Annotated in this window: 19 protein-coding genes and 1 pseudogene; 7 read left to right on the forward strand and 13 right to left on the reverse strand. The window is 37.7% G+C overall.

Translation table 11 applies throughout. From position 1 onward, the window contains the following. Positions 1-91: 91 nt before the first annotated feature. The 9 genes and pseudogenes from DRF60_RS21860 to DRF60_RS04740 form a co-directional block, all read right to left on the reverse strand. A pseudogene (locus tag DRF60_RS21860) lies at positions 92-199 on the reverse strand (arsenical-resistance protein); the annotation flags it as partial. A gap of 151 nt (positions 200-350) precedes the next feature. Continuing rightward, positions 351-1,250 carry an NAD(P)/FAD-dependent oxidoreductase gene (locus DRF60_RS04705; RefSeq protein WP_116010955.1) on the reverse strand — a complete coding sequence of 300 codons (900 nt, stop codon included), beginning with the start codon at positions 1,248-1,250 and terminating at the stop codon, positions 351-353. A 204-nt stretch (positions 1,251-1,454) separates the two neighbouring features. Beyond that, positions 1,455-2,207, reverse strand: a complete 753-nt coding sequence (gene bla, locus DRF60_RS04710) for a subclass B1 metallo-beta-lactamase (RefSeq protein ID WP_116010956.1) — start codon at positions 2,205-2,207, stop codon at positions 1,455-1,457. 79 nt (positions 2,208-2,286) lie between these two features. Further along, a complete protein-coding gene (locus tag DRF60_RS04715; protein WP_116010957.1) occupies positions 2,287-3,804 on the reverse strand; it encodes a glycosyltransferase family 39 protein in 1,518 nt (505 codons plus the stop codon). A gap of 139 nt (positions 3,805-3,943) precedes the next feature. Beyond that, the gene (locus tag DRF60_RS04720; RefSeq protein WP_116010958.1) at positions 3,944-5,137 is read right to left on the reverse strand and encodes an efflux RND transporter periplasmic adaptor subunit; all 1,194 of its coding nucleotides are present in this window, start codon (positions 5,135-5,137) and stop codon (positions 3,944-3,946) included. A gap of 118 nt (positions 5,138-5,255) precedes the next feature. Beyond that, the gene (locus tag DRF60_RS04725) at positions 5,256-6,527 is read right to left on the reverse strand and encodes an ABC transporter permease (RefSeq protein ID WP_116010959.1); all 1,272 of its coding nucleotides are present in this window, start codon (positions 6,525-6,527) and stop codon (positions 5,256-5,258) included. A gap of 115 nt (positions 6,528-6,642) precedes the next feature. Further along, positions 6,643-7,872 carry an ABC transporter permease gene (locus DRF60_RS04730; protein ID WP_116010960.1) on the reverse strand — a complete coding sequence of 410 codons (1,230 nt, stop codon included), beginning with the start codon at positions 7,870-7,872 and terminating at the stop codon, positions 6,643-6,645. Between the two features lie 120 nt (positions 7,873-7,992). Beyond that, a complete protein-coding gene (locus DRF60_RS04735) occupies positions 7,993-8,349 on the reverse strand; it encodes a four helix bundle protein (protein WP_116010961.1) in 357 nt (118 codons plus the stop codon). A 117-nt stretch (positions 8,350-8,466) separates the two neighbouring features. Next, complete coding sequence (locus tag DRF60_RS04740; RefSeq protein WP_111956536.1) at positions 8,467-9,156, reverse strand: ABC transporter ATP-binding protein; 690 nt, start codon at positions 9,154-9,156, stop codon at positions 8,467-8,469. A gap of 425 nt (positions 9,157-9,581) precedes the next feature. Here DRF60_RS04740 and DRF60_RS04745 point away from each other — a divergent pair, with 425 nt between their 5' ends. From DRF60_RS04745 to DRF60_RS04775, 7 genes are all read left to right on the forward strand, one after another. Further along, the gene (locus tag DRF60_RS04745; protein WP_116010962.1) at positions 9,582-10,556 is read left to right on the forward strand and encodes a ribonucleotide-diphosphate reductase subunit beta; all 975 of its coding nucleotides are present in this window, start codon (positions 9,582-9,584) and stop codon (positions 10,554-10,556) included. Positions 10,557-10,695: 139 nt separating this feature from the next. Continuing rightward, positions 10,696-10,983 (forward strand): hypothetical protein, encoded by a 288-nt coding sequence (locus DRF60_RS04750; protein ID WP_116010963.1) that lies wholly within the window; start codon positions 10,696-10,698, stop codon positions 10,981-10,983. A 48-nt stretch (positions 10,984-11,031) separates the two neighbouring features. Continuing rightward, positions 11,032-12,699 carry a ribonucleoside-diphosphate reductase subunit alpha gene (locus tag DRF60_RS04755; RefSeq protein ID WP_262510864.1) on the forward strand — a complete coding sequence of 556 codons (1,668 nt, stop codon included), beginning with the start codon at positions 11,032-11,034 and terminating at the stop codon, positions 12,697-12,699. A gap of 557 nt (positions 12,700-13,256) precedes the next feature. After that, positions 13,257-13,829 (forward strand): hypothetical protein, encoded by a 573-nt coding sequence (locus DRF60_RS04760; protein WP_116010965.1) that lies wholly within the window; start codon positions 13,257-13,259, stop codon positions 13,827-13,829. 6 nt (positions 13,830-13,835) lie between these two features. Further along, the gene (locus DRF60_RS04765) at positions 13,836-15,404 is read left to right on the forward strand and encodes a hypothetical protein (RefSeq protein ID WP_116010966.1); all 1,569 of its coding nucleotides are present in this window, start codon (positions 13,836-13,838) and stop codon (positions 15,402-15,404) included. Positions 15,405-15,503: 99 nt separating this feature from the next. Then, positions 15,504-16,394, forward strand: a complete 891-nt coding sequence (locus DRF60_RS04770; RefSeq protein ID WP_116010967.1) for a DUF72 domain-containing protein — start codon at positions 15,504-15,506, stop codon at positions 16,392-16,394. 48 nt (positions 16,395-16,442) lie between these two features. Further along, positions 16,443-16,742 carry a hypothetical protein gene (locus DRF60_RS04775; RefSeq protein ID WP_238640022.1) on the forward strand — a complete coding sequence of 100 codons (300 nt, stop codon included), beginning with the start codon at positions 16,443-16,445 and terminating at the stop codon, positions 16,740-16,742. A gap of 48 nt (positions 16,743-16,790) precedes the next feature. Here the strand turns inward: DRF60_RS04775 and DRF60_RS04780 are convergent, their stop codons facing one another. The 4 genes from DRF60_RS04780 to DRF60_RS04795 all read right to left on the reverse strand — a co-directional run bounded on the left by DRF60_RS04780 (position 16,791) and on the right by DRF60_RS04795 (position 19,899). Further along, complete coding sequence (locus tag DRF60_RS04780) at positions 16,791-17,393, reverse strand: hypothetical protein (protein WP_116010968.1); 603 nt, start codon at positions 17,391-17,393, stop codon at positions 16,791-16,793. Positions 17,394-17,431: 38 nt separating this feature from the next. Continuing rightward, on the reverse strand, positions 17,432-18,076 hold the full coding sequence (locus tag DRF60_RS04785) for an HD domain-containing protein (RefSeq protein ID WP_116010969.1): 645 nt from the start codon (positions 18,074-18,076) through the stop codon (positions 17,432-17,434). After that, a complete protein-coding gene (locus DRF60_RS04790; RefSeq protein WP_116010970.1) occupies positions 18,073-18,918 on the reverse strand; it encodes an alpha/beta hydrolase family protein in 846 nt (281 codons plus the stop codon). The genes DRF60_RS04785 and DRF60_RS04790 overlap by 4 nt, the downstream gene beginning before the upstream one ends. A 90-nt stretch (positions 18,919-19,008) precedes the next feature. Further along, positions 19,009-19,899, reverse strand: coding sequence for a ribokinase (locus tag DRF60_RS04795; protein ID WP_116010971.1), 891 nt, complete (start codon positions 19,897-19,899; stop codon positions 19,009-19,011). Positions 19,900-19,940 lie beyond the last annotated feature (41 nt).

Here is a 19,940-nt window from a genome sequence, read left to right on the forward strand (position 1 = left end):
GAATTTCCTGTAAGATTTCTTTATCCTAAAGTCTGATTTGGGAATAAAATTTCAGGTATTATGCAGCAATTTACCATCAATTGTGACTTTTTCACTTCAGTCTATAGCTTCTTTTTAAATATAAACTTGCTTTCAGTAATAAGATCAATACAGGAGCTTCTACCAAAGGGCCGATAACATCTACAAAAGCCTGCGATGAAATTACCAATCATCATTTTTTGAGGAAGAATATTAATAAACAGCCATATCAGAAAACGTGATATTACGATAATACATTTTAGCCTCAAAACTTTGATTAAAAAATCCCTACAGAAATTTCTGCAGGGACGGCACCAATTTATAATATATAATTAAAAACTTTCTTCTGCAAGCTCTTTATTGACAACAGCACCCGTAAGATTTCCCTGGGCTACAGCATTGGCTACAGACCTCATCATGGTAACATTATCACCGCAAGCAAAAACACCGGGAATATTGGTTTTCTGCATAGAATCAGTTTTGATAAAACCATATTCGGTAAGCTCACAGCCGAGATCTCCGGAGGCATTGATGTTTTGCTGAAAAGGTATTTTAGCATACAGTGCTTTCAAAGAGATTTCTTTTCCGCTTTTAAAGATGATTTTCCGGATGTCTCCGCTTTCGTGTTCTATTTTTTCAATTTCATCTTCAACCAGGCTGATATTATTCTGACCCAGTTTGTTTTTCTGATCTTTGGAGAGAACCGATTCACCATTACTGAATATAAAAAGATTTTTTGTCAGGTTATAAACCAATTTTGAAAAGTCATAAGCCATATCTCCATCTGAAAGGATTCCTGTCACCTCATTTCTCACTTCATAGCCGTGACAGTAAGGACAATGCAGGACTGAAATACCCCAGCATTCTGCAAATCCGGAAATACCCAGCATGATGTCTTTCACTCCTGATGCTAGGACCAGCTTTTTAGCGTAAAACTTTTCGCCGGCAGAGGTTTCTGTTTCAAATCCTTCATCTGTTTTCCTCAATTTTATAACGGACCCTTCATGAAATTTCACCGTCTCATATGCTTCAACCTGTTTCCTGGCAATATCAGCAATTTCCTTTGGTGCTTGTCCGTCATGCGTAATAAAGTTATGCGAGTGGGGCGTCTGTCTGTTGCATGGTTTCCCACTGTCGATGATCAGAGCATTTCTTAATGATCTTCCTAAAGACATTCCTGCTGATAATCCGGCATAACTTCCTCCTATGATAATAACCTCGAAATTTTTCATTTTATTAAATATGGGCTGTTAGTTTGTTCTTCTATCACTTTTGTATTACAAAGTTAAAATAAAATTCCATTAGTGCAATAATGTTGCATTATTATTTTATCATACTAATGAAGATTTAAAAAAAAGAAAACAGCTGATTTTAAACTTAATAAAATTTAAAATCAGCTGTAAGCCCATATATTTATTGCGAATAAGATCTGCGAATCAATTATTTTCAAACAATTTTATGGTGTAGTCCAAGAGCTCTATTCCACCTGTTTCCCCGTGTCCCGGAATTATAAGTTTGACATCCGGGTATTGGGCTTTTATTTTTTCAACGGTTTGGGACCAGGCCTGAACGTTGGCATCTCCAAGATATCCTTTTGTAGCATCCATTTCTTTGATCAGACAGCCTCCGAACATTGCTTTTTCACCCGGAATATAGGCAATTACATTGTCTTTTGTATGGCCTTCTCCAAAGTATTTCACCAAAACTTTATATTTTCCGGCGTTCAGAGTGATGGTATCATTAAATCCATGGCCGGGAACATTTGCTCCATTTTGTTTTGCCAGTTCAATGGTTTTATTGTTAGCATAAGACGGAATATTGTTTTTATTAAATTCTTTCAGACCGCCTACACAGTCGTCATGAAAATGTGTTGCGACAACTGCATTCACTTTTGAATGAAGGCTGTTTTTGATCCATGAAATCAATTCCTCTGTACTTTTATCATTGGTAGGACTATCCAGGATTACGGTTTCATTTCCATTTTTCACAATCATTCCGTTACATTCTACTTTTCCAAAGGAGTCTGTATTTAAATAGGATACATGCTGATAGATACCATCTGACAGTTGAATAATGGACAGATTATCTGTTTTGTACACCACTTTAGCTTTCTCCGGTTTTTTCTGAGGGGTACAACTAAAAAATAACAGCGCAGAGGATAACAATAGAATTTTAGACAGTGATTTCATAGGTTCATCGCAATTACAGCGAAATTAGAAAATATTTCACGATCTGAAGTGATATGCTCTAGTTAATTAAGTGTTAATATTACCATTTCATTTCATCAATTTCATTTTGAATTTTCTTGTTGATATCAATTTTAGCTCCTTCAAAACTAAAGATGACAGTTCCTTTTTCCCTGGCAAATTTGTTCACAATGGAATCAGCCGCTTTGGAACTTTTAAAATAAGGGCCTGTTTCTTTCAGCTCATCTTCATCTTTAGAAAATTCTTTGACGCGAATGAGGTTATTATACTTTTTATTCAGGTCGAACCAATTGATATAATCTGCATTAAAGGAAACTGCCTGTACTCCTTTCTTTGAATAATAATTAACAGCACCTGCCTGTCCATAATTATCGCAGAGCACCAAAGTATGACCGGATTTGGATAATCTGGAATATTCCTGATCTACTTTCAGAGCAAGCTCTTTCCATCCCTGCATATCGGCAAAGTCTTGGGGCAATGCATGATCTTTACCATCTTCCCAACGCAACAGTCCCATTTTTTTATACTTCTCAGGATGGCTGACGATATACTCAGGACTTTTATTGGGAAAAGCGACCTGATACAAAGGCAGAAACAAAAGAACAGGTACCAGAATGCAGACTGGTTTGAGAAACCTTTTCCAGCCATTCTCAAAAATATGATCAAGAAAAACAGACCCAAATGCTATAAAAACGGGATAGAGACCGATGGTGTAGTAATCTTTAGCCCTGAAAAATACAAACAGAGCTATTGTCACTACATACACCCAAAAGAAAAACCTGAATTTCTCAAACGGTTTATAAAACAGCAGGGCATAAAATCCCGCTATGATCATAAAAACTGAACCTATAAAGAAAAGAATCTGGGATTTAAAGAAATCAAACCGATCAACATGAACAAGCTGACGTTCTGCAAGTTCTTTCATATGGTGGATAACAGGAAAATGGTTATTATATTGCCACAGTAAGTTGGGCAGCATAATCAATACGGCTAATAATCCCGCACCGTAAAGATGTGGCTGAGCAAAGACCTTTCTTTGCTTGGTCAATAAAATAGCGGGAATAATTCCCAATACGGAAAAAACAATATTATATTTATTCAAAAAGCCTATCCCAAAGATTACTGCAGCAAGGTAGAGCCATTTTACTTTTTCGGAATTAAAATACAGGATCAGGACATAATAGATAAGTGTCCATAGCAATACTTCCAGAGAAGTCGGCTGAAAAAGCATATTGAGACGGAGAAGCACCGAAAGCAGAATCCCCGCTGAAGCCAGAATTTTAGCATATAAATTTCCCTGAAGTTCTTCAATAATCTTCCAGACAACCACAATAGTTAATGCTCCGAAGAGCGCGGGGAAAAATTTTACCCAAAATACGGAACCTCCGATTATTTTTATCAGCCAGGCCAGCCATGAATTCACAGGAGGTACAGAAAGATATCCCCAGGCAAGGTGGTTACCCTGATCCAGATGGAGATATTCATCTCTATGTAACTCATATTCGGAGCTGATCAGAGAATACTGTAGAATGAACTTTATAATAACAAAGAAAAAGAGAATCAGATAGCTTTTCTTCATGGTTATGAGATTATGTGGTTACTGTTTCCTGTAAGACAATTTATTAAAAATATCCATTACATCAATTTGAACAATTAAAATAAAAATCCTGAGAATAAATTCCCAGGATCTTACAGTTTAAATATATAGTGATCGTTTACTATTTTTTCTTTTCTTTCAGCTCTTCTTTGTCTTTATCGGAAGGGTTCCATACTTTCACTTCAGAGTCTTTGGTAAGGCCTGAAAGGATTTGTACATTGATCCCGTCGCTGGCTCCTAATTTTACATATACTTTTTTGAATTTACCATCCGGCTGTTTCACTTCTACAAAAGGAGTATCTTTCCCGTTTTTCTTTTCGTACTGGATAAGTGATTCATCCAACAGCAATGCATTTTTTTCAGATTTCAGGACAATTTCTCCGTTGGCAGAAAATCCCGCTCTGATGTATTCGTTGTTAGGATTGTTCACATCACCTTCTACCGGGAATTTTATGGTTCCCAAATTATCTTTTCCTTTAGGAGCAATCATAGTCAGTTTTCCGGGGAATGTTTTATTCTGAAGAGCACCAATCACGATTTTCATATCCATCCCCTGCTTCAGCTTTCCTGCCTGAGCTTCATCGATCTCTCCCTGGAAGATCAAAGAATTAAGGTCTGCAATAGAGCATATCGTTGTTCCTGCATTAAATGAGTTGGCCTCGATTACCTGACTTCCTACTTTTACAGGAACCTCAAGAACAGTCCCCGCTGCTTTGGAACGGATCTGTGTGGTTGCCAGACCCTGCAGTTCCGGAGTAGCTCCCGTTTTTACGATTTGTAATCTTTTTTGAGCTGTAGCCAGCTGCTGATTGGCATTTCTAAGGGTCTGCTGCTGGGAAAACAATTGCTGCTGAGAGTTCAAGTACTCCTGCTTGGAAATAACGCCCTGCTTATACAGTTTCTCCTGCATGGAATATTGCTTCTGCATATTATCTACATTCATTTTCGCATTGCTGATCTGCAGCTGAGAGTTCAACACTTCCTGCTGAGCATTGTTTACATCAGCAATATTAGGAATAATTCTCACTGTAGCAATCAGCTGTCCTGCTGTTACCTTATCTCCTTCATCTACCAGAATTTTATCAATGATTCCTGCAATATTCGGCTTGATCTCGATCTCTTCTTTCGGAATGATTTTCCCTGTCGCCATCACCTTATCTTCCATGTCCTGGTACTTTGGTTTTCTGGTCAGGAAAGCTTCACTTTCTTTAGAATTTGATTTCACGAGATACCCGATCCCGGAGAACAATGCCACTGCAAATAAAAGCCCGAGTACAATATAAATGGCTTTTTTCCAAGTGAATTTCTTTTTCATATATCTAGTTTATTTTTTACGATTAAAAGGAGAAAATTAATTGAAAGGATTTAAATATTTAAACATTAAAGCCAATCATTATTTTTTCAAATTATTTTATTTTCAAATTAACATATTACTATTCTGATCTCAGGGCTTCAATTGGCCGGATCTTTACTGCACGCTGTGCGGGGATCATCCCGATAATCAGACCAAGAATTACCATTACTGCCATGGCTCCAAATACGTTCCCATAATTTACAGTCGGGTTGTAGAACGGAAATTCATCCTGGTTCTGGGTGGCTGCATTTAAAATGATCAGGACAAATATCCCAAACATGAATCCGAGAATTCCGGAAGAGAGCGTAATGACAACACTTTCGAGAAGGATCTGGTTTCTTACCTCAGCCGGTTTTGCTCCTAAAGCTCTCCGTATCCCGATTTCTTTGGTTCTTTCTTTTACAGTGATCAGCAGGATATTCGAGATAGCGATTACACCGGCAAGAATAGTTAGCGTTCCTACAATGATCGTTAAAAGCTGCATCCCTGTAAGGAAACCTGTCAGCTTTTTAAATTCTTTTCCTAAGTTGAAGCTTCCGAATGCATTGGTATCTTCGGGAGATACTTTATTTTTAGTCTTCAGCACCTGTTTTACATTTTCTTCCACTCCATTAACGTTGGCATTGGGCTTGCTTACGATAGCAAACATATCAATCTGTTCTCCTGCATTATACATTTTTGTATAGGTTGAAAGAGGGATAAATGCAGTACGGTCATTTTCAAAACCGCCTCCTTTTTTTACTCTGAAAACACCAATTACATTAAAGAATATGCCTTTTATATTCACCTGTTTTCCAATTGGGTTTTCTTTTTTCTTGGCATCAAAGAAGTTCTTGTAGATCTCTTCTCCAATCACCACTACGTTCTTATTTCCCATAATGTCAGCATCGTTAAGATAGCGTCCGAAAATAAGTTTTTTCTCAGAAATTTTATTTCCTACCGCATAATCCCCCGTAAGAGAATAGGTACCGCTTTTACCGTTTCTCGACATGGACTCACCGGGTGTTCCGGTAAAGCTTCCTCTGGCATTCTGCGGGGAAATATAATCTATAGCAGTCACTTTTCTTTTCAGCATATCCATATCTGATAACTGGAGGTGAACTTCTCTTCCTTTCGGGAATCCATCATATGGAATAGAGGTTTTCTGAGCCCAAAGAAAAATAGAGTTGGTCGCAAATCCGGAGAACAGCTTATCGAAACCATTTTCCATTCCTTTTGCCGCCCCAAGAAGACTTACATACAAAAACATTCCCCAGCCTACACCAATCATGGTAAGGAACGTGCGGAGCTTATTATTCCTCAATGAATAATAAATTTCCTGCCAAGTATCTTTTTTAAATAAAATGTTCACTTCTTTGAGTTATAAGTTTATACTATATAATTGATAGATGATAATTGATGAATGATGAATGTTAAAACTGATAAGCTTATTTTATCATCTCTTTCTAATTATCATAAGTATATCATTATTCGGTTCTAAGTGCTTCTATCGGTTTGATTCTGGAAGCTCTATATGCCGGAACGAACCCTGCAATAAGCCCTGAACACACCAAAGCTATAAATGCCATAAAAATGGTTCCCCACCCTACACTCGGACTTTTGATGAAATATTCTTCAAGGCTGTCCCCTATTAAACTAAGCGCCAATACGCCTACTGCTACTCCAACAATTCCTGAAACTACCGTTATCACAACACTTTCCTGTACAATAAGAGCTACTATACTTCTCGGTTTGGCTCCAATAGCCTTACGTACACCGATCTCCTTGGTCCTTTCTTTTACAATATACACCATGATATTACTGATCCCGATAATTCCTGCCAGCAGGGTTCCCAGTCCGATAAAGCCTACAATAAGGGTAAGCACGGCCATAAACTGGAAGGTTTCATTCATATTCTGGGCATTATTCCACACACGGACTCCGTTTTCATCGTCAGGAGCAACATTCTTTCTGGCTTTTAAACGGTCTTTAAGTTCGTCACCATATTTTATAGCTTCCTGGGGCGTTAATTTCTCATTATAGGCAATATATGCGGTAGATACGGTATCCGAACCTTTTTTCATCTGTTGAAGGGTTGTAATAGGAACGGTAATATGTCTTTCGTCCCAGTCTCCTCCGTCATCGGAAAATACTCCTACTACTTTGAATATGGTTCCGTTGATATTCAGGTCTTTTCCCACCGGACTTCCGTTCTTGATGAGGTCACGCTGAACCATCCTTCCGATCACCGCTACATTCTGTTTTCTTGCAAGGTCCATAGGCGAAAGATAGCGCCCTTCCAGCATCTTCCTGTTCTCAATAACCTTTTCTCCCGGTTCCGCCCCGTTGATCTGGTAGGTACCGCTTTCCTTTCCGTATTTTACCATTAAACTTGTGGTATATCTTGGGCTGGCATCACCTACTTTTTCTTTATCTGTATTGATCAGGAAATCATAATCTTCATTATCCATCGTGACCGTTCTGTCAGACTGAAGTCCTTTATAGGCCAGCGTGGTTTTACCGGTATAGATCGTGATAAGATTCTGTGCATCTCTTGCAAAACCTTCGGTAAAGGCATTCTGAAGCCCTTTTCCTATTCCGAAAAGAACAACAAAAATAAAAAGCCCCAAAGCCACTGTAAACCCCGAAAGCACCGTCCGCAATACATTACTGCGAATAGAACTGAATATTTCCTGCCAACGATCTAGGTCAAACATAGTTTTTATTTTTTACTTTGTAAAAAGTCAATTAACTGCGTTGTGAATTTTCTCCGAAGTCAATTAACCCTGTTGTCAATTGTTTTTAAATAAATTATTCTAATTGACAATTCACTTTCTCTATTTCTTTTTCAACATTCCGCTTAGTAAGATAAATGTTGTTTTTATTAAATTTTCAATTTTTACTAATTCTTCTTTTTTGATATAATTACAGTCTATAACTAAATCAAAACAGGAATCCAATTCTATCACGGAGCCTCTGGCTATTTCAAAATATCTTTTCCTTTCAGTTTCCGATCTTCTGGAACATCCTTCCGTAATATTTAAAACTACCGAAGTTGAAGCTCTGCGTATCTGGTCTGTAAGATTAAAACGCTCACTATCCGGAATCTCAGATAATACTTTATAACATTCGATTCTTAACTGTCTGGCCGATTGATAAACATCAAGTTTATAATGGTTCAGATTTAAAAACATAATTATTTTTATTCATTTGTATTTGTGTGTTCCTTATTATTACTTAATTTCTATTAAAACTAATAACCCCAACATTCACAATTGATTTGCGAAGCAAAATTCACCATTCACATTCACTTACAAAACAATCTGCTTGATAAACTCATCACTTTCTATGATGCCATCCTTCAGTATTACGTTTCTTTTCGTTTGTGCAGCTACGTCCGGTTCGTGGGTGACAACGATGATGGTTCTTCCTTCATTATTGATATCCTGAAGAAGCTTCATAATATCGTGCGTTGTTTTTGAATCCAGCGCTCCGGTTGGCTCATCGGCCAGAACTACTTTAGGATCTGTGATCAGGGCTCTTGCAATCGCAACCCTCTGCTTCTGTCCTCCTGAAAGCTCGTTGGGAAGGTGGCCTGCCCATTGTCCGAGACCTACTTTTTCCAGATATTCCAATGCTTTCTGGTTACGCTCTTTTCTTGGAACATTCTGATAATATAAAGGAAGCGCTACATTTTCCAAGGCTGTTTTATAGCTGATCAGGTTAAAAGACTGAAAAATAAAGCCCAGAAATTTGCTCCTGTACTCTGCAGCTTTCACTTCAGACAGATGCTCAATCGGAACATTATCCAGCTCATAAGTTCCCGAATCTTTTTCATCCAGAATGCCGATGATATTAAGAAGCGTAGATTTCCCGGAACCGGAACTTCCCATAATAGAAACAAACTCGCCCTCGGAAATATTAAGATTAATCCCCTTAAGAACGTGCAGCTTGCTTTTCCCCGTATCGTATGACTTATGTAAATCCTGAATTACTAACATGAAGTGATGCTTGTTTTATACCCAATAAGTAGATGTTATTTTCAATTTGTTACAAGAACAATAATTTATTCGAATATTTTATTGTTTAACTGATTAAACCTTTATTTATAGTATATTAAGAAAAAGTGTTTAACTGTAACTTTAATTTTTCATTTATTTTTTACTCATACCCCCGTCTAAGCCATTATCCGTGCTGGTTTCATGTAAATGTGGAAAACTTTTACAGTTAAAACTCAGCCAATTAGTATTTACCCCTTTCAAAATCAGTTCTTTTTTTCGAACTTTGTCATTAGTTCTTTACAAGAAACCGACACTTATGAATGTGAATATGTTTCTTATGTAAATACCAAACATACAAGAAGTTAAGCATTACTTCAACGTTATCCACAGTGATGCAGATTATTTAATTTTAAAGCTATTTTAATATGGGAATTTTCGATAAAAGAGTAAGTTACAAGCCATTTGAATACCCTGAGGTTCTTCAGTTTGTAGAGGCGATCAACAAATCGTTCTGGGTGCATTCGGAAGTGGATTTTACTGCAGATGTTCAGGATTTTCATTCGCAGTTAGAGCCGCACGAAAAACACGCTGTGAAAAATGCACTTTTAGCCATTGCACAGATCGAGGTGTCTGTAAAGACATTCTGGGGAAACCTATACAATCACTTGCCAAAACCTGAATTCAACGGCCTTGGAGCTACTTTTGCAGAATGCGAATTCCGCCATTCTGAAGCCTATTCCCGATTGGTAGAGGTGTTAGGCTATAATGAAGAATTTACGAATGTTATAGAAATTCCTGCCGTGAAAAAGAGAATCGACTTCCTGTCCAACGTTCTGAAGCACGCCAATTCTACAACACCTAAAGAATATGTATCTTCTCTTTTATTATTCAGCATCCTGATCGAAAACGTATCGCTCTTCTCACAATTTGCGATCATCCTTTCTTTTACAAGATTCAAAGGGTATATGAAGAATGTTTCCAATATCATCGCCTGGACATCCGTTGACGAGCAGATTCACGCCAATGCAGGAATCTATCTGATCAATAAAATCCGTGAAGAACAGCCTGATCTGTTGACAGATTCAGATATTGAAGACATCTACACCCTGGTAGATCAGTCCATTGAGCTGGAAAGTGAAATCCTTGACTGGATCTTCGAACTGGGAGAATTAAGCGTTTTCTCAAAAGAAGATCTTTTAAACTTCATGAAGTACCGCGTAGATGACAGTTTAAAGAAAATCGATATGGAAACCCGTTACAACGTTTCTCCTGAGCAATACCGTCCAATGAAATGGTTTGAAGAGGAAGTTTTTGCGAATTCTATGGATGACTTCTTTGCCAAAAGACCGGTAGATTATACAAAACATGATAAGAGTATTACGGCGAACGATTTGTTTTAATCTAAGTAAATAAATGTAGCGTGAGCGAAACAAACATCACAGCAGCTAGTATTAGCAGTATCAAACTGAGTCTATCGAAGTATTTATTCAAATAAAGTTTCTTCATTCCCCGGAATGACAAAATAATTCAAAGTACAAAATGATCAATGTAATCGTAACCTACACCGTAAAGCCTGAATACGTTTCAGAAAACAAAACCCATATTCAAAAGTTTCTGGATGATTTTAAAAATCTGGATCAGGAGACATTTGAATATAAGGTGTATGTAAAAGAAGACGGCGTTACTTTTTTACATTATTCAAACTACATCAATGAAGAAGTTCAGCATGAGGTTTTGAATATACCTTCTTTTAAGGAGTTTCAAAGATTAAGAGATGAAAGCGGACTGAACGGTACGCACAAAGTGGACATATTACAATCAATATAAAAAGCAACAAAATTCCGGAGCACAAACACTGCTCCGGAATTCGAAAATATAACATCTATGGAAGAACAAAATTCAAATATATGGTGGCTCAACGAGGAGTCTGAGCAGATGCTGAACAGAGGATATCTGTTAAAAGGGGAAACTGTGGACGGAGCCATCGACAGGATTACTACTGCAGCCGCAAAAAAATTATACAAGCCGGAACTACAGCCTGCTTTCAAAGAAATGATCACCAAAGGATGGATCAGTTTCTCATCGCCTGTCTGGGCGAATATGGGAACACAGAGAGGTCTTCCTATTTCTTGTTTCAATGTTCACATTCCGGACAGTATTGAAGGAATTACCCATAAAATGGGTGAAGTTATTATGCAGACGAAAATCGGAGGCGGAACTTCCGGCTACTTCGGAGAGCTTAGAAACAGAGGAACTGCTGTAACTGATAACGGAAAATCTTCAGGAGCAGTTTCGTTCATGAAGTTATTCGATACAGCGATGGATGTAGTTTCTCAGGGAGGGGTAAGAAGGGGTGCTTTTGCTGCTTATCTGGATATTGACCACGGCGATATTGAAGAGTTCTTATCAATCAAAGATATCGGGAGCCCTATTCAGAACCTGTTTACAGGGATCTGCGTTCCAGATTACTGGATGCAGGATATGATCGATGGGGATATGGATAAGCGTAAAATCTGGGCAAGAGTTCTTGAAAGCCGCCAGCAGAAAGGTCTTCCGTATATTTTCTTCACCGATAATGTGAACAGAAACAAACCTCAGGTTTATAAGGATCTGGGAATGCCTGTCAATGCAAGTAACCTTTGCTCTGAGATCATGCTTCCTTCTACCAGAGAAGAATCTTTCATCTGCTGTTTATCTTCCATGAATCTGGAATTGTATGACGAATGGAAAGATACTGATGCTGTAAAATTAGCTGTTTATTTCCTGGATGCTGTTTTAACCGAATTCATTGAAAAAACAGAAGGAAACTATTACCTGCAGGGAGCCAGAAACTTCGCAATGCGTCACAGAGCACTTGGATTGGGCGTTTTAGGATACCATTCTTATTTACAGAAAAATATGATCCCGTTTGAAAGCTTTGAGGCAACTCAATTCAACGCGAGGGCTTTCAAACACATCAAAGAACAGGCAGAAACTGCTTCAAGAGAATTAGCCAACATCTACGGTGAACCAGAACTGTTAAAAGGGTATGGGTTGAGAAACACCACTACAATGGCTATTGCTCCTACTACTTCAAGTTCTGCAATTTTAGGACAGACTTCTCCTGGAATTGAGCCGTTTGCATCCAACTATTATAAAGCCGGCCTTGCCAAAGGAAACTTTATGCGTAAGAACAAATATTTAGCAAAACTACTGGAAGAAAAAGGTCTTGATAATGAAGAAACCTGGAGAACGATCATGCTGAACCATGGTTCTGTACAGCATCTTAAAGAGCTGACAGACGAAGAGAAAGCTGTATTCAAAACGTTCAAAGAGATTTCTCCTATGGAAATTATCTCCCAGGCGGCTCAAAGACAGCAATATATTGATCAGGCTCAGTCTCTGAACTTACAGATCCCATCTACAATGCCTGTAAAAGATGTCAATTACCTTTATATCGAGGCTTGGAAAAAAGGAGTAAAAACTCTTTATTACCAAAGAAGCTCTTCTGTCTCTAAAGAAATGATGGTCAATTTTGTGACGTGTTCAGCTTGTGAGGCATAGCAATTTGTAATAACATTTACCAAATATTAAAGCACACTAAAAGTGTGCTTTTTATTTATATCAAAATTTTAACGAATTTTAACACTCGATTAAAAAAACAAAACTTCTCATTAATCCTTCATTAATCCTGAAAATATCCACTTAACGTTCACCAAATAGTGAATCAAGTGCTTACCGGGTCAATTCTCAATTATTATTTTTAATAATTTTATATTACATTTGTTAAAAATTCACTAAAAAAATACAGATTTCAAATTAAAGCACTTAATAATAAATCAGCAAGAAAAATAATTATTTGAGTTTTATTAAAACATATAATAATTCATTTTCAGATCACACAAAGAAATAAGGTATTCATAAGAAACACAAATAAAAATATATGAATACTAAAATGTATAAACAGAGTAAAACATACAATAGCCCTGCACAAATGCTAAATGATGAATATGAACAAATTTTATCTATAATATAAAATAACAAATATTTAATTAAACAATTACTATTGGCAAGAAGTTTGCTAATAGTACAAAAAAACAACACAAAAAAATTATTTCGAAATGCACAAGATTATTACTTTAATTTTGGTAATGGCTTTTTGTACCATTACTGCTCAGGTGGGTATTAATACTTCTACACCTGATCCAAGCTCAGTTTTAGATATTACAAGTACTTCTAAAGGACTTCTTTTACCAAGAATCAGCAATCTAGCAACAGTTACCAATCCAGCAACAGGACTCGTTATTTTTGATACCAACAAAAAATGTATCAGTCAAAATGTAGGAACGCCTGCCGCTCCGGACTGGGTATGTCTTTCTCCGTATGTTGCTAAGTTCTTTTACATGCCGAGCGTAGTTTTTGACACGACGACTCCTGCAACAGGACAGACAAAAGATCTGTATACTCTGTATAAAAACCAGTTTTCCAATATCCCGGCAAATGCAAGAAGCACATCAGCTCCGGCTGCGATTCCGTTTTTTCCAAACGCAACAGATTTACACTATTATGTAACGGGCTATGATACTTCTGTTTTCAAAATAAACAGCATCAGCAATACAGGCGTATTAAATTATGATGTTTTATCAAATGCTACCTCAGCATCTTTCATCAACATCGTATTTGTTGTAAAATAAACAGCTATGAAAAAGAATTTGAAAGGGCTGTCTTGGATGAGCCTGATTTTCGTTTTGTTTACCAACTTCGCGTATGCACAGACAGATAGTACTGAGGTAGCAAGTATTTACGGGTTTTATTCCTATTCAAGTTCATTAATGAATGCTTCTGCGGCACCAGAACTTTCGATACAGGGAAGCGCTTCCCATACTTCTACAGGAATACAGCTTACTCCTGCCAGCTCAGGCCAGTTTGGAGGATTGTTTATCAACGGAAGGACTTTTACTTCGGTAAACGGGCTTCATGTTGAATTTGAATATGACATGAAAAATGGGACACCTCTAGGTGGTGCCTATGGAGATGGATTATCTTTTTTCCTTTATGACGGGGCAGTAACAAACCCTACTATTGGAGCACCTGGTGCCGGTATCGGATACTCCTATAACAGAGCACAAAACACCTATGCAAGTCAAAGGAGAGCAGGTTTATCCGGGGCTTATCTGGGCATTGCCCTGGATGAGTTCGGGAATTTTAAATCGAAGCGTTTTCAGGGTGAATCCAGAGTAAATGGTATTGCAGGGGTAACATGGAGCCAGACAACAAGCCATGTCACTTTAAGAGGAGCAAGGGGAGCCGCCATCAATACTAATGGTTTAGGATTAGGATATACCGGATATCCCGTATTGGTTACCCGTTCTACCTTAAGCAACTCAGGTGCGGTAGGAAGAATCCTGCAAACTGACAGAAGCTATCTTCCAACTTCCAATTCACTTCCTTCTTTATTTGACCTCAGAAACAACGCCGGAGAATTCAGGAAAGTATACCTGGATCTAATTCCTCATTTCACAACTCCGACCACAACGGACGGATTTGATATAAAAGTGGATATTCAGACTACACAAAATGGAACTCCTGTGAATGTCATCAATTATTACCACTACAAAACTTCAGTACCTTATACCGAGAATGCCAATCCTCAGATAACCGATTTTAATACTTCGGATGTTGAAGGACCCGCTACTCCACAAACCCTGAATGCAACAGTTCCGGCTGTTTTGAAACTGGGCTTTGCAGCAGCTACAGGGGGAGCTTTTCAGCAACATATTATCCGGAATGTGAGACTTACTCTTCCCTATGCCGCTGTCACAAATGATGATGTAGCTTCCACGTGTAAGTCACAACCGGTTAACATTCCGGTCTTCACGAATGACATAGCCTACAAAGGCCCTATCAGTATTACAAATCCACCAACCGGAAGCAGTTCTAATATTGACTATTCGACATTCAGTTTTACAAAAAACAATGATACAGATCTTACGCTGTACCGTAAAAAAGTGACCCCACAGGGAACATGGACTTATAATAAAACGACAGGTATTGTTACCTTTAATCCTTCAAGCGGATTTACAGGAACAGCAACGATGACCTATACGGTAAAAGGAAGAACTGTAAAGGATTCAAACGGCAAGATCATTGAACCTTATGGTGATACTGCATACCGGTCCACTCCGGCTACTATCACTGTCAATTTAAAAACTACAGGCTGTATGTATTCTGTTATTTCGAACATAATGGTAACACAAGAAGTAAAATAAAACAATAATATTCAATTATAAAAGGCATTACAAAACCATAGAAATTCTATGGTTTTTGTTTTATATTTGTCATACTAGTTTAATCCTAAAAATATAGATATGAAATTCGGCCAGGTAGAAGACCCTTCAAAAATAGATTTTACACTTCCTAAAGATCATCCCAGGACTAAGGAAATTTTAGGTCAGAATAAAAAAGGGCTGGAAAATATTTCCATAGGATGTGCAAAATGGAACAAAACCGATCTCAAGGGATTTTATCCTAAAGGAACCAAAGACGAATTGACTTATTACGCTAAGCAGTTTAATTCTATTGAACTAAACGCTACTTTTTACGGAATGCCCACCCCTGAACAGGTAGCAGTCTGGAAAGAAAAGACCCCTGAAAATTTTAAATTTTTCCCAAAGATCACCAACACTGTTTCGCATTTCAGAAGGCTGATTGACGTTACGGAACCGGTAACCAATTTTGCATCGGCCATCATGAATTTTGATCAGAAACTGGGCATGGCTTTTTTACAGCTCCATGATAATTTTAAACCTAAAGATTATGACAGGCTGGAGAAGTTTGTAAAAGACTGGCCTCAGGAAGTTCCTCTTGCTATTGAGCTCCGCAATACGGAATGGTTCACCGATGAAGAGATTTTCAACACAACCTGTGAGCTTTTTGAAGCTAACAACATTACCAATATCATTGTGGACACTGCAGGAAGAAGAGATATGCTTCATATGCGCCTCACTACTCCCAATGCTTTTATCCGATATGTAGGAGCCAACGCCGAAAGCGACTATGAAAGGCTGGATGACTGGATGAAACATCTTACAAAATGGAAGAAAGAGGGTCTGCAGAATGTATACTTCTTTGTTCATCAGAATATTGAAAAAGCTTCCCCTCTGCTTTCTGCCTACTTTATTAAAAAAATGAACAAGGAATGGAAAACCGATCTTCATATTCCGCAAATGGCTACCGATAATAACGGAACATTGTTTTAACTAAAAATACATTCATTTTCCGGTAATTTTACAAAAAAGCTGTTTTTGTTGAAAAAAAACAGTAAATTAGGATATACTGATGTTCATCATAAAGCACAGTATCCTAAAACAAATGTCATGGAAAAAGAAATTTGCACAATCAGTATTGCCAGTACGTGGCTCGGTGATGAATATACGTTTTACGAAGATCATAAAATAAAAAGGGTTTATGATAATCATAGCCTCAGTTCCAACCGGACTGAATGGCTGGAACCTCATCAGATCAGTAAGCAGAATAAAGATAAGCTGGTCAAAAACTGTCCTGAACAATTTAAGGAACAGGTCATGCAGATCCTGGATTATCCATAATATATAAATAGTAAGTAATGAGTAATATTAAACTGTGGGTTTAAAAAATTACTCATTGCTTATTTTATTTTTTCTTAACAAAAGTACAAGGTTCAGGAACAGCAGCAGAAAGTCTAAAGAAACCCATATTCCCAGTTTTGCATTCTCATAATTATAGGTTTCCAGCTGTTTTTTTGCAGTTTCCGAAAGTTTTACACTCTGATTGATATAATTCTGAACCTCCACAATCTGGTCGATATTTTTGTTCGGAACTGCATGCTGGGAGAAATAGACCATATTCTTTTTACCGAGGTATCCTATGATCCAATATTCGTCGGATTGGTCCATTTTAAGATATTCTATCCTGTAATATTCCGGATGTATTTTCCCGATATGTTTAGGTTCCAGATTTTGGCTTTTAGCAGTATCCACTTTGATCAGATAAAAATCCAGAGTCTGTGGAAGTTTATTGATCACCTGTAGCCCTACGGAATTATCTACAAAGCCTACCGCACTCTTTTTAATAAACCAGTACGTAAACGTTGAAATTGAAAAAACCAGTGTAAGGATACGGAACAGCTTTGCCCATTTTGCCACCCTTCCTGATTTCACTTTATACAAAACCAAGGAAAGGACACATGCCCAGAAGATAACAAAAATGATAAATACCATATTGCAAAGATACTGATTTAAGATTTTTCAGAGGAATATTAATCTACATTCCATTCTTTGTAGAACTGATCCAGAAATCCCAGCATATAATCATGTCGCTGCTGAGCGATTTCCTTTCCTTTCTTAGTATTCATCAGATCTTTTAAAAGCAGAAGCTTTTCGTAGAAATGATTGATCGTGGTACCGTTGGATTTTTTATATTCTTCCTTAGACATATTCAGGCTTGGCTGAACTTCCGGATCATACATCGGATTATTTTTAAAACCTCCGAAATTGAACGTCCTTCCGATGCCAATAGCGCCGACCGCATCTATACGGTCTGCATCCTGTACTATCTTAAGCTCGATAGGCAGTTCAGCCGGAACTTCGCTTCTGTTTTTAAACGAGATATTTTTAATGATAAATAAAACTTTTTCTATCACCTCTTCAGAAACCTGCTGGCCTTCCAGAAATTTCCTTGCTATTTTTGGAGCAATAGTTTCGTCTCCGTTATGAAACTTTGGATCTGCAATATCATGCAGCAATGCGGAAAGTTCTACAACTTCCTGATTACAGTCCTCTTCTGCTGCTATTTTTCTCGACAGCTTCCATACTCTTTCAATGTGATACCAGTCGTGCCCCGCTTCGGCCCCTTTTAATTTTTCTTTTACAAATTCTACGGTGTTTTCGATCGTACTTTTCATTTATCTGCCAATTCGTTTAAAATAATATTCCAGAGTTTTTTGTTATAACTTCTAAAAAAATTGACGTGTCCAATCTCATTTTTGTCAGATTCAGAGGCTTTAACCAGCCTGTAAGAAGGTTTTAGGTTCGGATATGTATTATTTAAAAGACTCAAAACCCCCTTTTCAGTCAGCCACACATCGTCTTCTGCGCGGATCACAAACACTTTTTGTGTCAAATTTTTAGAATAGTCATCAATTTTTTCCAACAGCCTGTTAGTTGATTTCCTGTTTAAAATTAAGGTTCTCCAGTCATATGCGCAATTTTTTGGAAGACTTTCTCCAAGCCCGAACCAGTTTGCCGGGAAATAACCTAATAATCCTGTCGTTAGTGGCTGAACAATTCCAAACCCGAGGTAAGCTTCTATTTTTGTCCTGAGCTTCAGATTTCCTACGAATGCATTCTGGGTTCCCACAAAAATAAATTTATCAAACATCATGGAATCTTCGTTCATACCGAGAATTAATGCTCCTACCGAATGTCCCAGACAGTATCTTTTATATTCCGGAAATTCTGTTTTAATATATTGGGTCAGTGTTTTATAATCTTCAGAACCCCAGATTCTCATGGAGGCTTTAAAACCTTTCATATTTTCCGGTTTTGACAGTCCTATCCCTCTGTAATCATAAACAATGACCGTGAATCCATGTTCTGAGAAGAAATGGGCAAATGAGAAGTACACCTGCTGCTTCACGCCTGTTGCAGAATTAATCAGAAGCAGTTTTCCATTGCTTTTATCAGGTCTGAAAAGATGAACTGCCAGCGGTATATGGTCTTTTGTAATGAGCTCAAGTTTTTCCATATTATAAAAAGAAAAAATCCACTATAAAAGTGGAGATTTTACTTATATTTTTATGTTAAGTTTACAACTTTCGATATGTGGCAAATAGCTTTAGGAAAGAAAATCTGACATTCTGGGAAGTCCTGTCTGTGAACCTTTTCCTCCTGAAACCCTTGAGGAAACTTCATTACCGAATTTCACACAGTCTTCTATAGAATTTCCATGACAGAGTGCTACAGCGAACCCTGAAGTGAAGGCATCTCCCATTCCCATTTTGTAAACAGTCTCATCTTTATCGTTTCTATAATACTTCATTTCCGTTCCGTCAAAATAAACCGTGGAATTAGTATCATCCCTTACGAAAACCTTATTGAAATATTTTTTAAGAATCTCTTCTCTCTTATCTTCACCAAAAACAGTATGCAGTTCGCTGCTTTTTGTCACAATAAAATCTACATTCTTTATAATGCCTTCATTGATTCTCATTGCCGGCGAAGCGTAAAGGCCAACTTTTTTTCCATATTTTTTAGCTTTTCTGATCGCATATTCTACTACCTCCATAGCCACTTCAAGCTGAACAAGCACAAGATCTACACTGTTAAAATAGCGATCCGCATCTTCCACATGCTGAATGCTGAGACGTTTATTAGCTGCAGGAACTACTACAATAGCTGCATTTCCATGGCTGGTGGTTACATATGCAGTGCCTGTAGTTTCCATATCGGTTTCGTGGACAAAGCCTACATTTACACCTTCACCTACGAGATTTCTCATGATCTGCTGACCAAGAGGATCCATCCCCACACATCCTATAAAATAGACACTGGCTCCCAGCCTTGCGGTTCCTACCGCCTGATTGGCCCCTTTTCCGCCAAAATAACTGTCTGAATTGACGGCCAAAACAGTTTCATTGGATTGAGGAATTTTTTCAGTTTCTAAAACAAGATCAATGGATGAGCTGCCTACTACAATAATTTTGGGTTGTTCTGATGAGAATTTCATTGGTGTTTTTATGTTAGTTTAATATAATCTATCCAGAAAAC

Origin of the sequence: Chryseobacterium elymi (assembly GCF_003385495.1) — a bacterium.
Lineage (GTDB): Bacteria > Bacteroidota > Bacteroidia > Flavobacteriales > Weeksellaceae > Chryseobacterium > Chryseobacterium elymi.

What these genes read in the sequence shown, in the direction of transcription:
- DRF60_RS04735 (WP_116010961.1), bottom strand. Translation starts at nt 8,349, where the DNA reads ATGTTTTTAAATCTGAACCATTATAAACTTGATGTTTATCAATCGGCC.
- DRF60_RS04740 (WP_111956536.1), bottom strand. Translation starts at nt 9,156, where the DNA reads ATGTTAGTAATTCAGGATTTACATAAGTCATACGATACGGGGAAAAGC.
- DRF60_RS04765 (WP_116010966.1), top strand. Translation starts at nt 13,836, where the DNA reads ATGAAAAAGAATTTGAAAGGGCTGTCTTGGATGAGCCTGATTTTCGTT.
- DRF60_RS04750 (WP_116010963.1), top strand. Translation starts at nt 10,696, where the DNA reads ATGATCAATGTAATCGTAACCTACACCGTAAAGCCTGAATACGTTTCA.
- DRF60_RS04795 (WP_116010971.1), bottom strand. Translation starts at nt 19,899, where the DNA reads ATGAAATTCTCATCAGAACAACCCAAAATTATTGTAGTAGGCAGCTCA.
- DRF60_RS04785 (WP_116010969.1), bottom strand. Translation starts at nt 18,076, where the DNA reads ATGAAAAGTACGATCGAAAACACCGTAGAATTTGTAAAAGAAAAATTA.
- DRF60_RS04770 (WP_116010967.1), top strand. Translation starts at nt 15,504, where the DNA reads ATGAAATTCGGCCAGGTAGAAGACCCTTCAAAAATAGATTTTACACTT.
- DRF60_RS04760 (WP_116010965.1), top strand. Translation starts at nt 13,257, where the DNA reads ATGCACAAGATTATTACTTTAATTTTGGTAATGGCTTTTTGTACCATT.
- DRF60_RS04715 (WP_116010957.1), bottom strand. Translation starts at nt 3,804, where the DNA reads ATGAAGAAAAGCTATCTGATTCTCTTTTTCTTTGTTATTATAAAGTTC.
- DRF60_RS04720 (WP_116010958.1), bottom strand. Translation starts at nt 5,137, where the DNA reads ATGAAAAAGAAATTCACTTGGAAAAAAGCCATTTATATTGTACTCGGG.
- DRF60_RS04780 (WP_116010968.1), bottom strand. Translation starts at nt 17,393, where the DNA reads ATGGTATTTATCATTTTTGTTATCTTCTGGGCATGTGTCCTTTCCTTG.
- DRF60_RS04790 (WP_116010970.1), bottom strand. Translation starts at nt 18,918, where the DNA reads ATGGAAAAACTTGAGCTCATTACAAAAGACCATATACCGCTGGCAGTT.
- DRF60_RS04730 (WP_116010960.1), bottom strand. Translation starts at nt 7,872, where the DNA reads ATGTTTGACCTAGATCGTTGGCAGGAAATATTCAGTTCTATTCGCAGT.
- DRF60_RS04705 (WP_116010955.1), bottom strand. Translation starts at nt 1,250, where the DNA reads ATGAAAAATTTCGAGGTTATTATCATAGGAGGAAGTTATGCCGGATTA.
- bla (WP_116010956.1), bottom strand. Translation starts at nt 2,207, where the DNA reads ATGAAATCACTGTCTAAAATTCTATTGTTATCCTCTGCGCTGTTATTT.
- DRF60_RS04745 (WP_116010962.1), top strand. Translation starts at nt 9,582, where the DNA reads ATGGGAATTTTCGATAAAAGAGTAAGTTACAAGCCATTTGAATACCCT.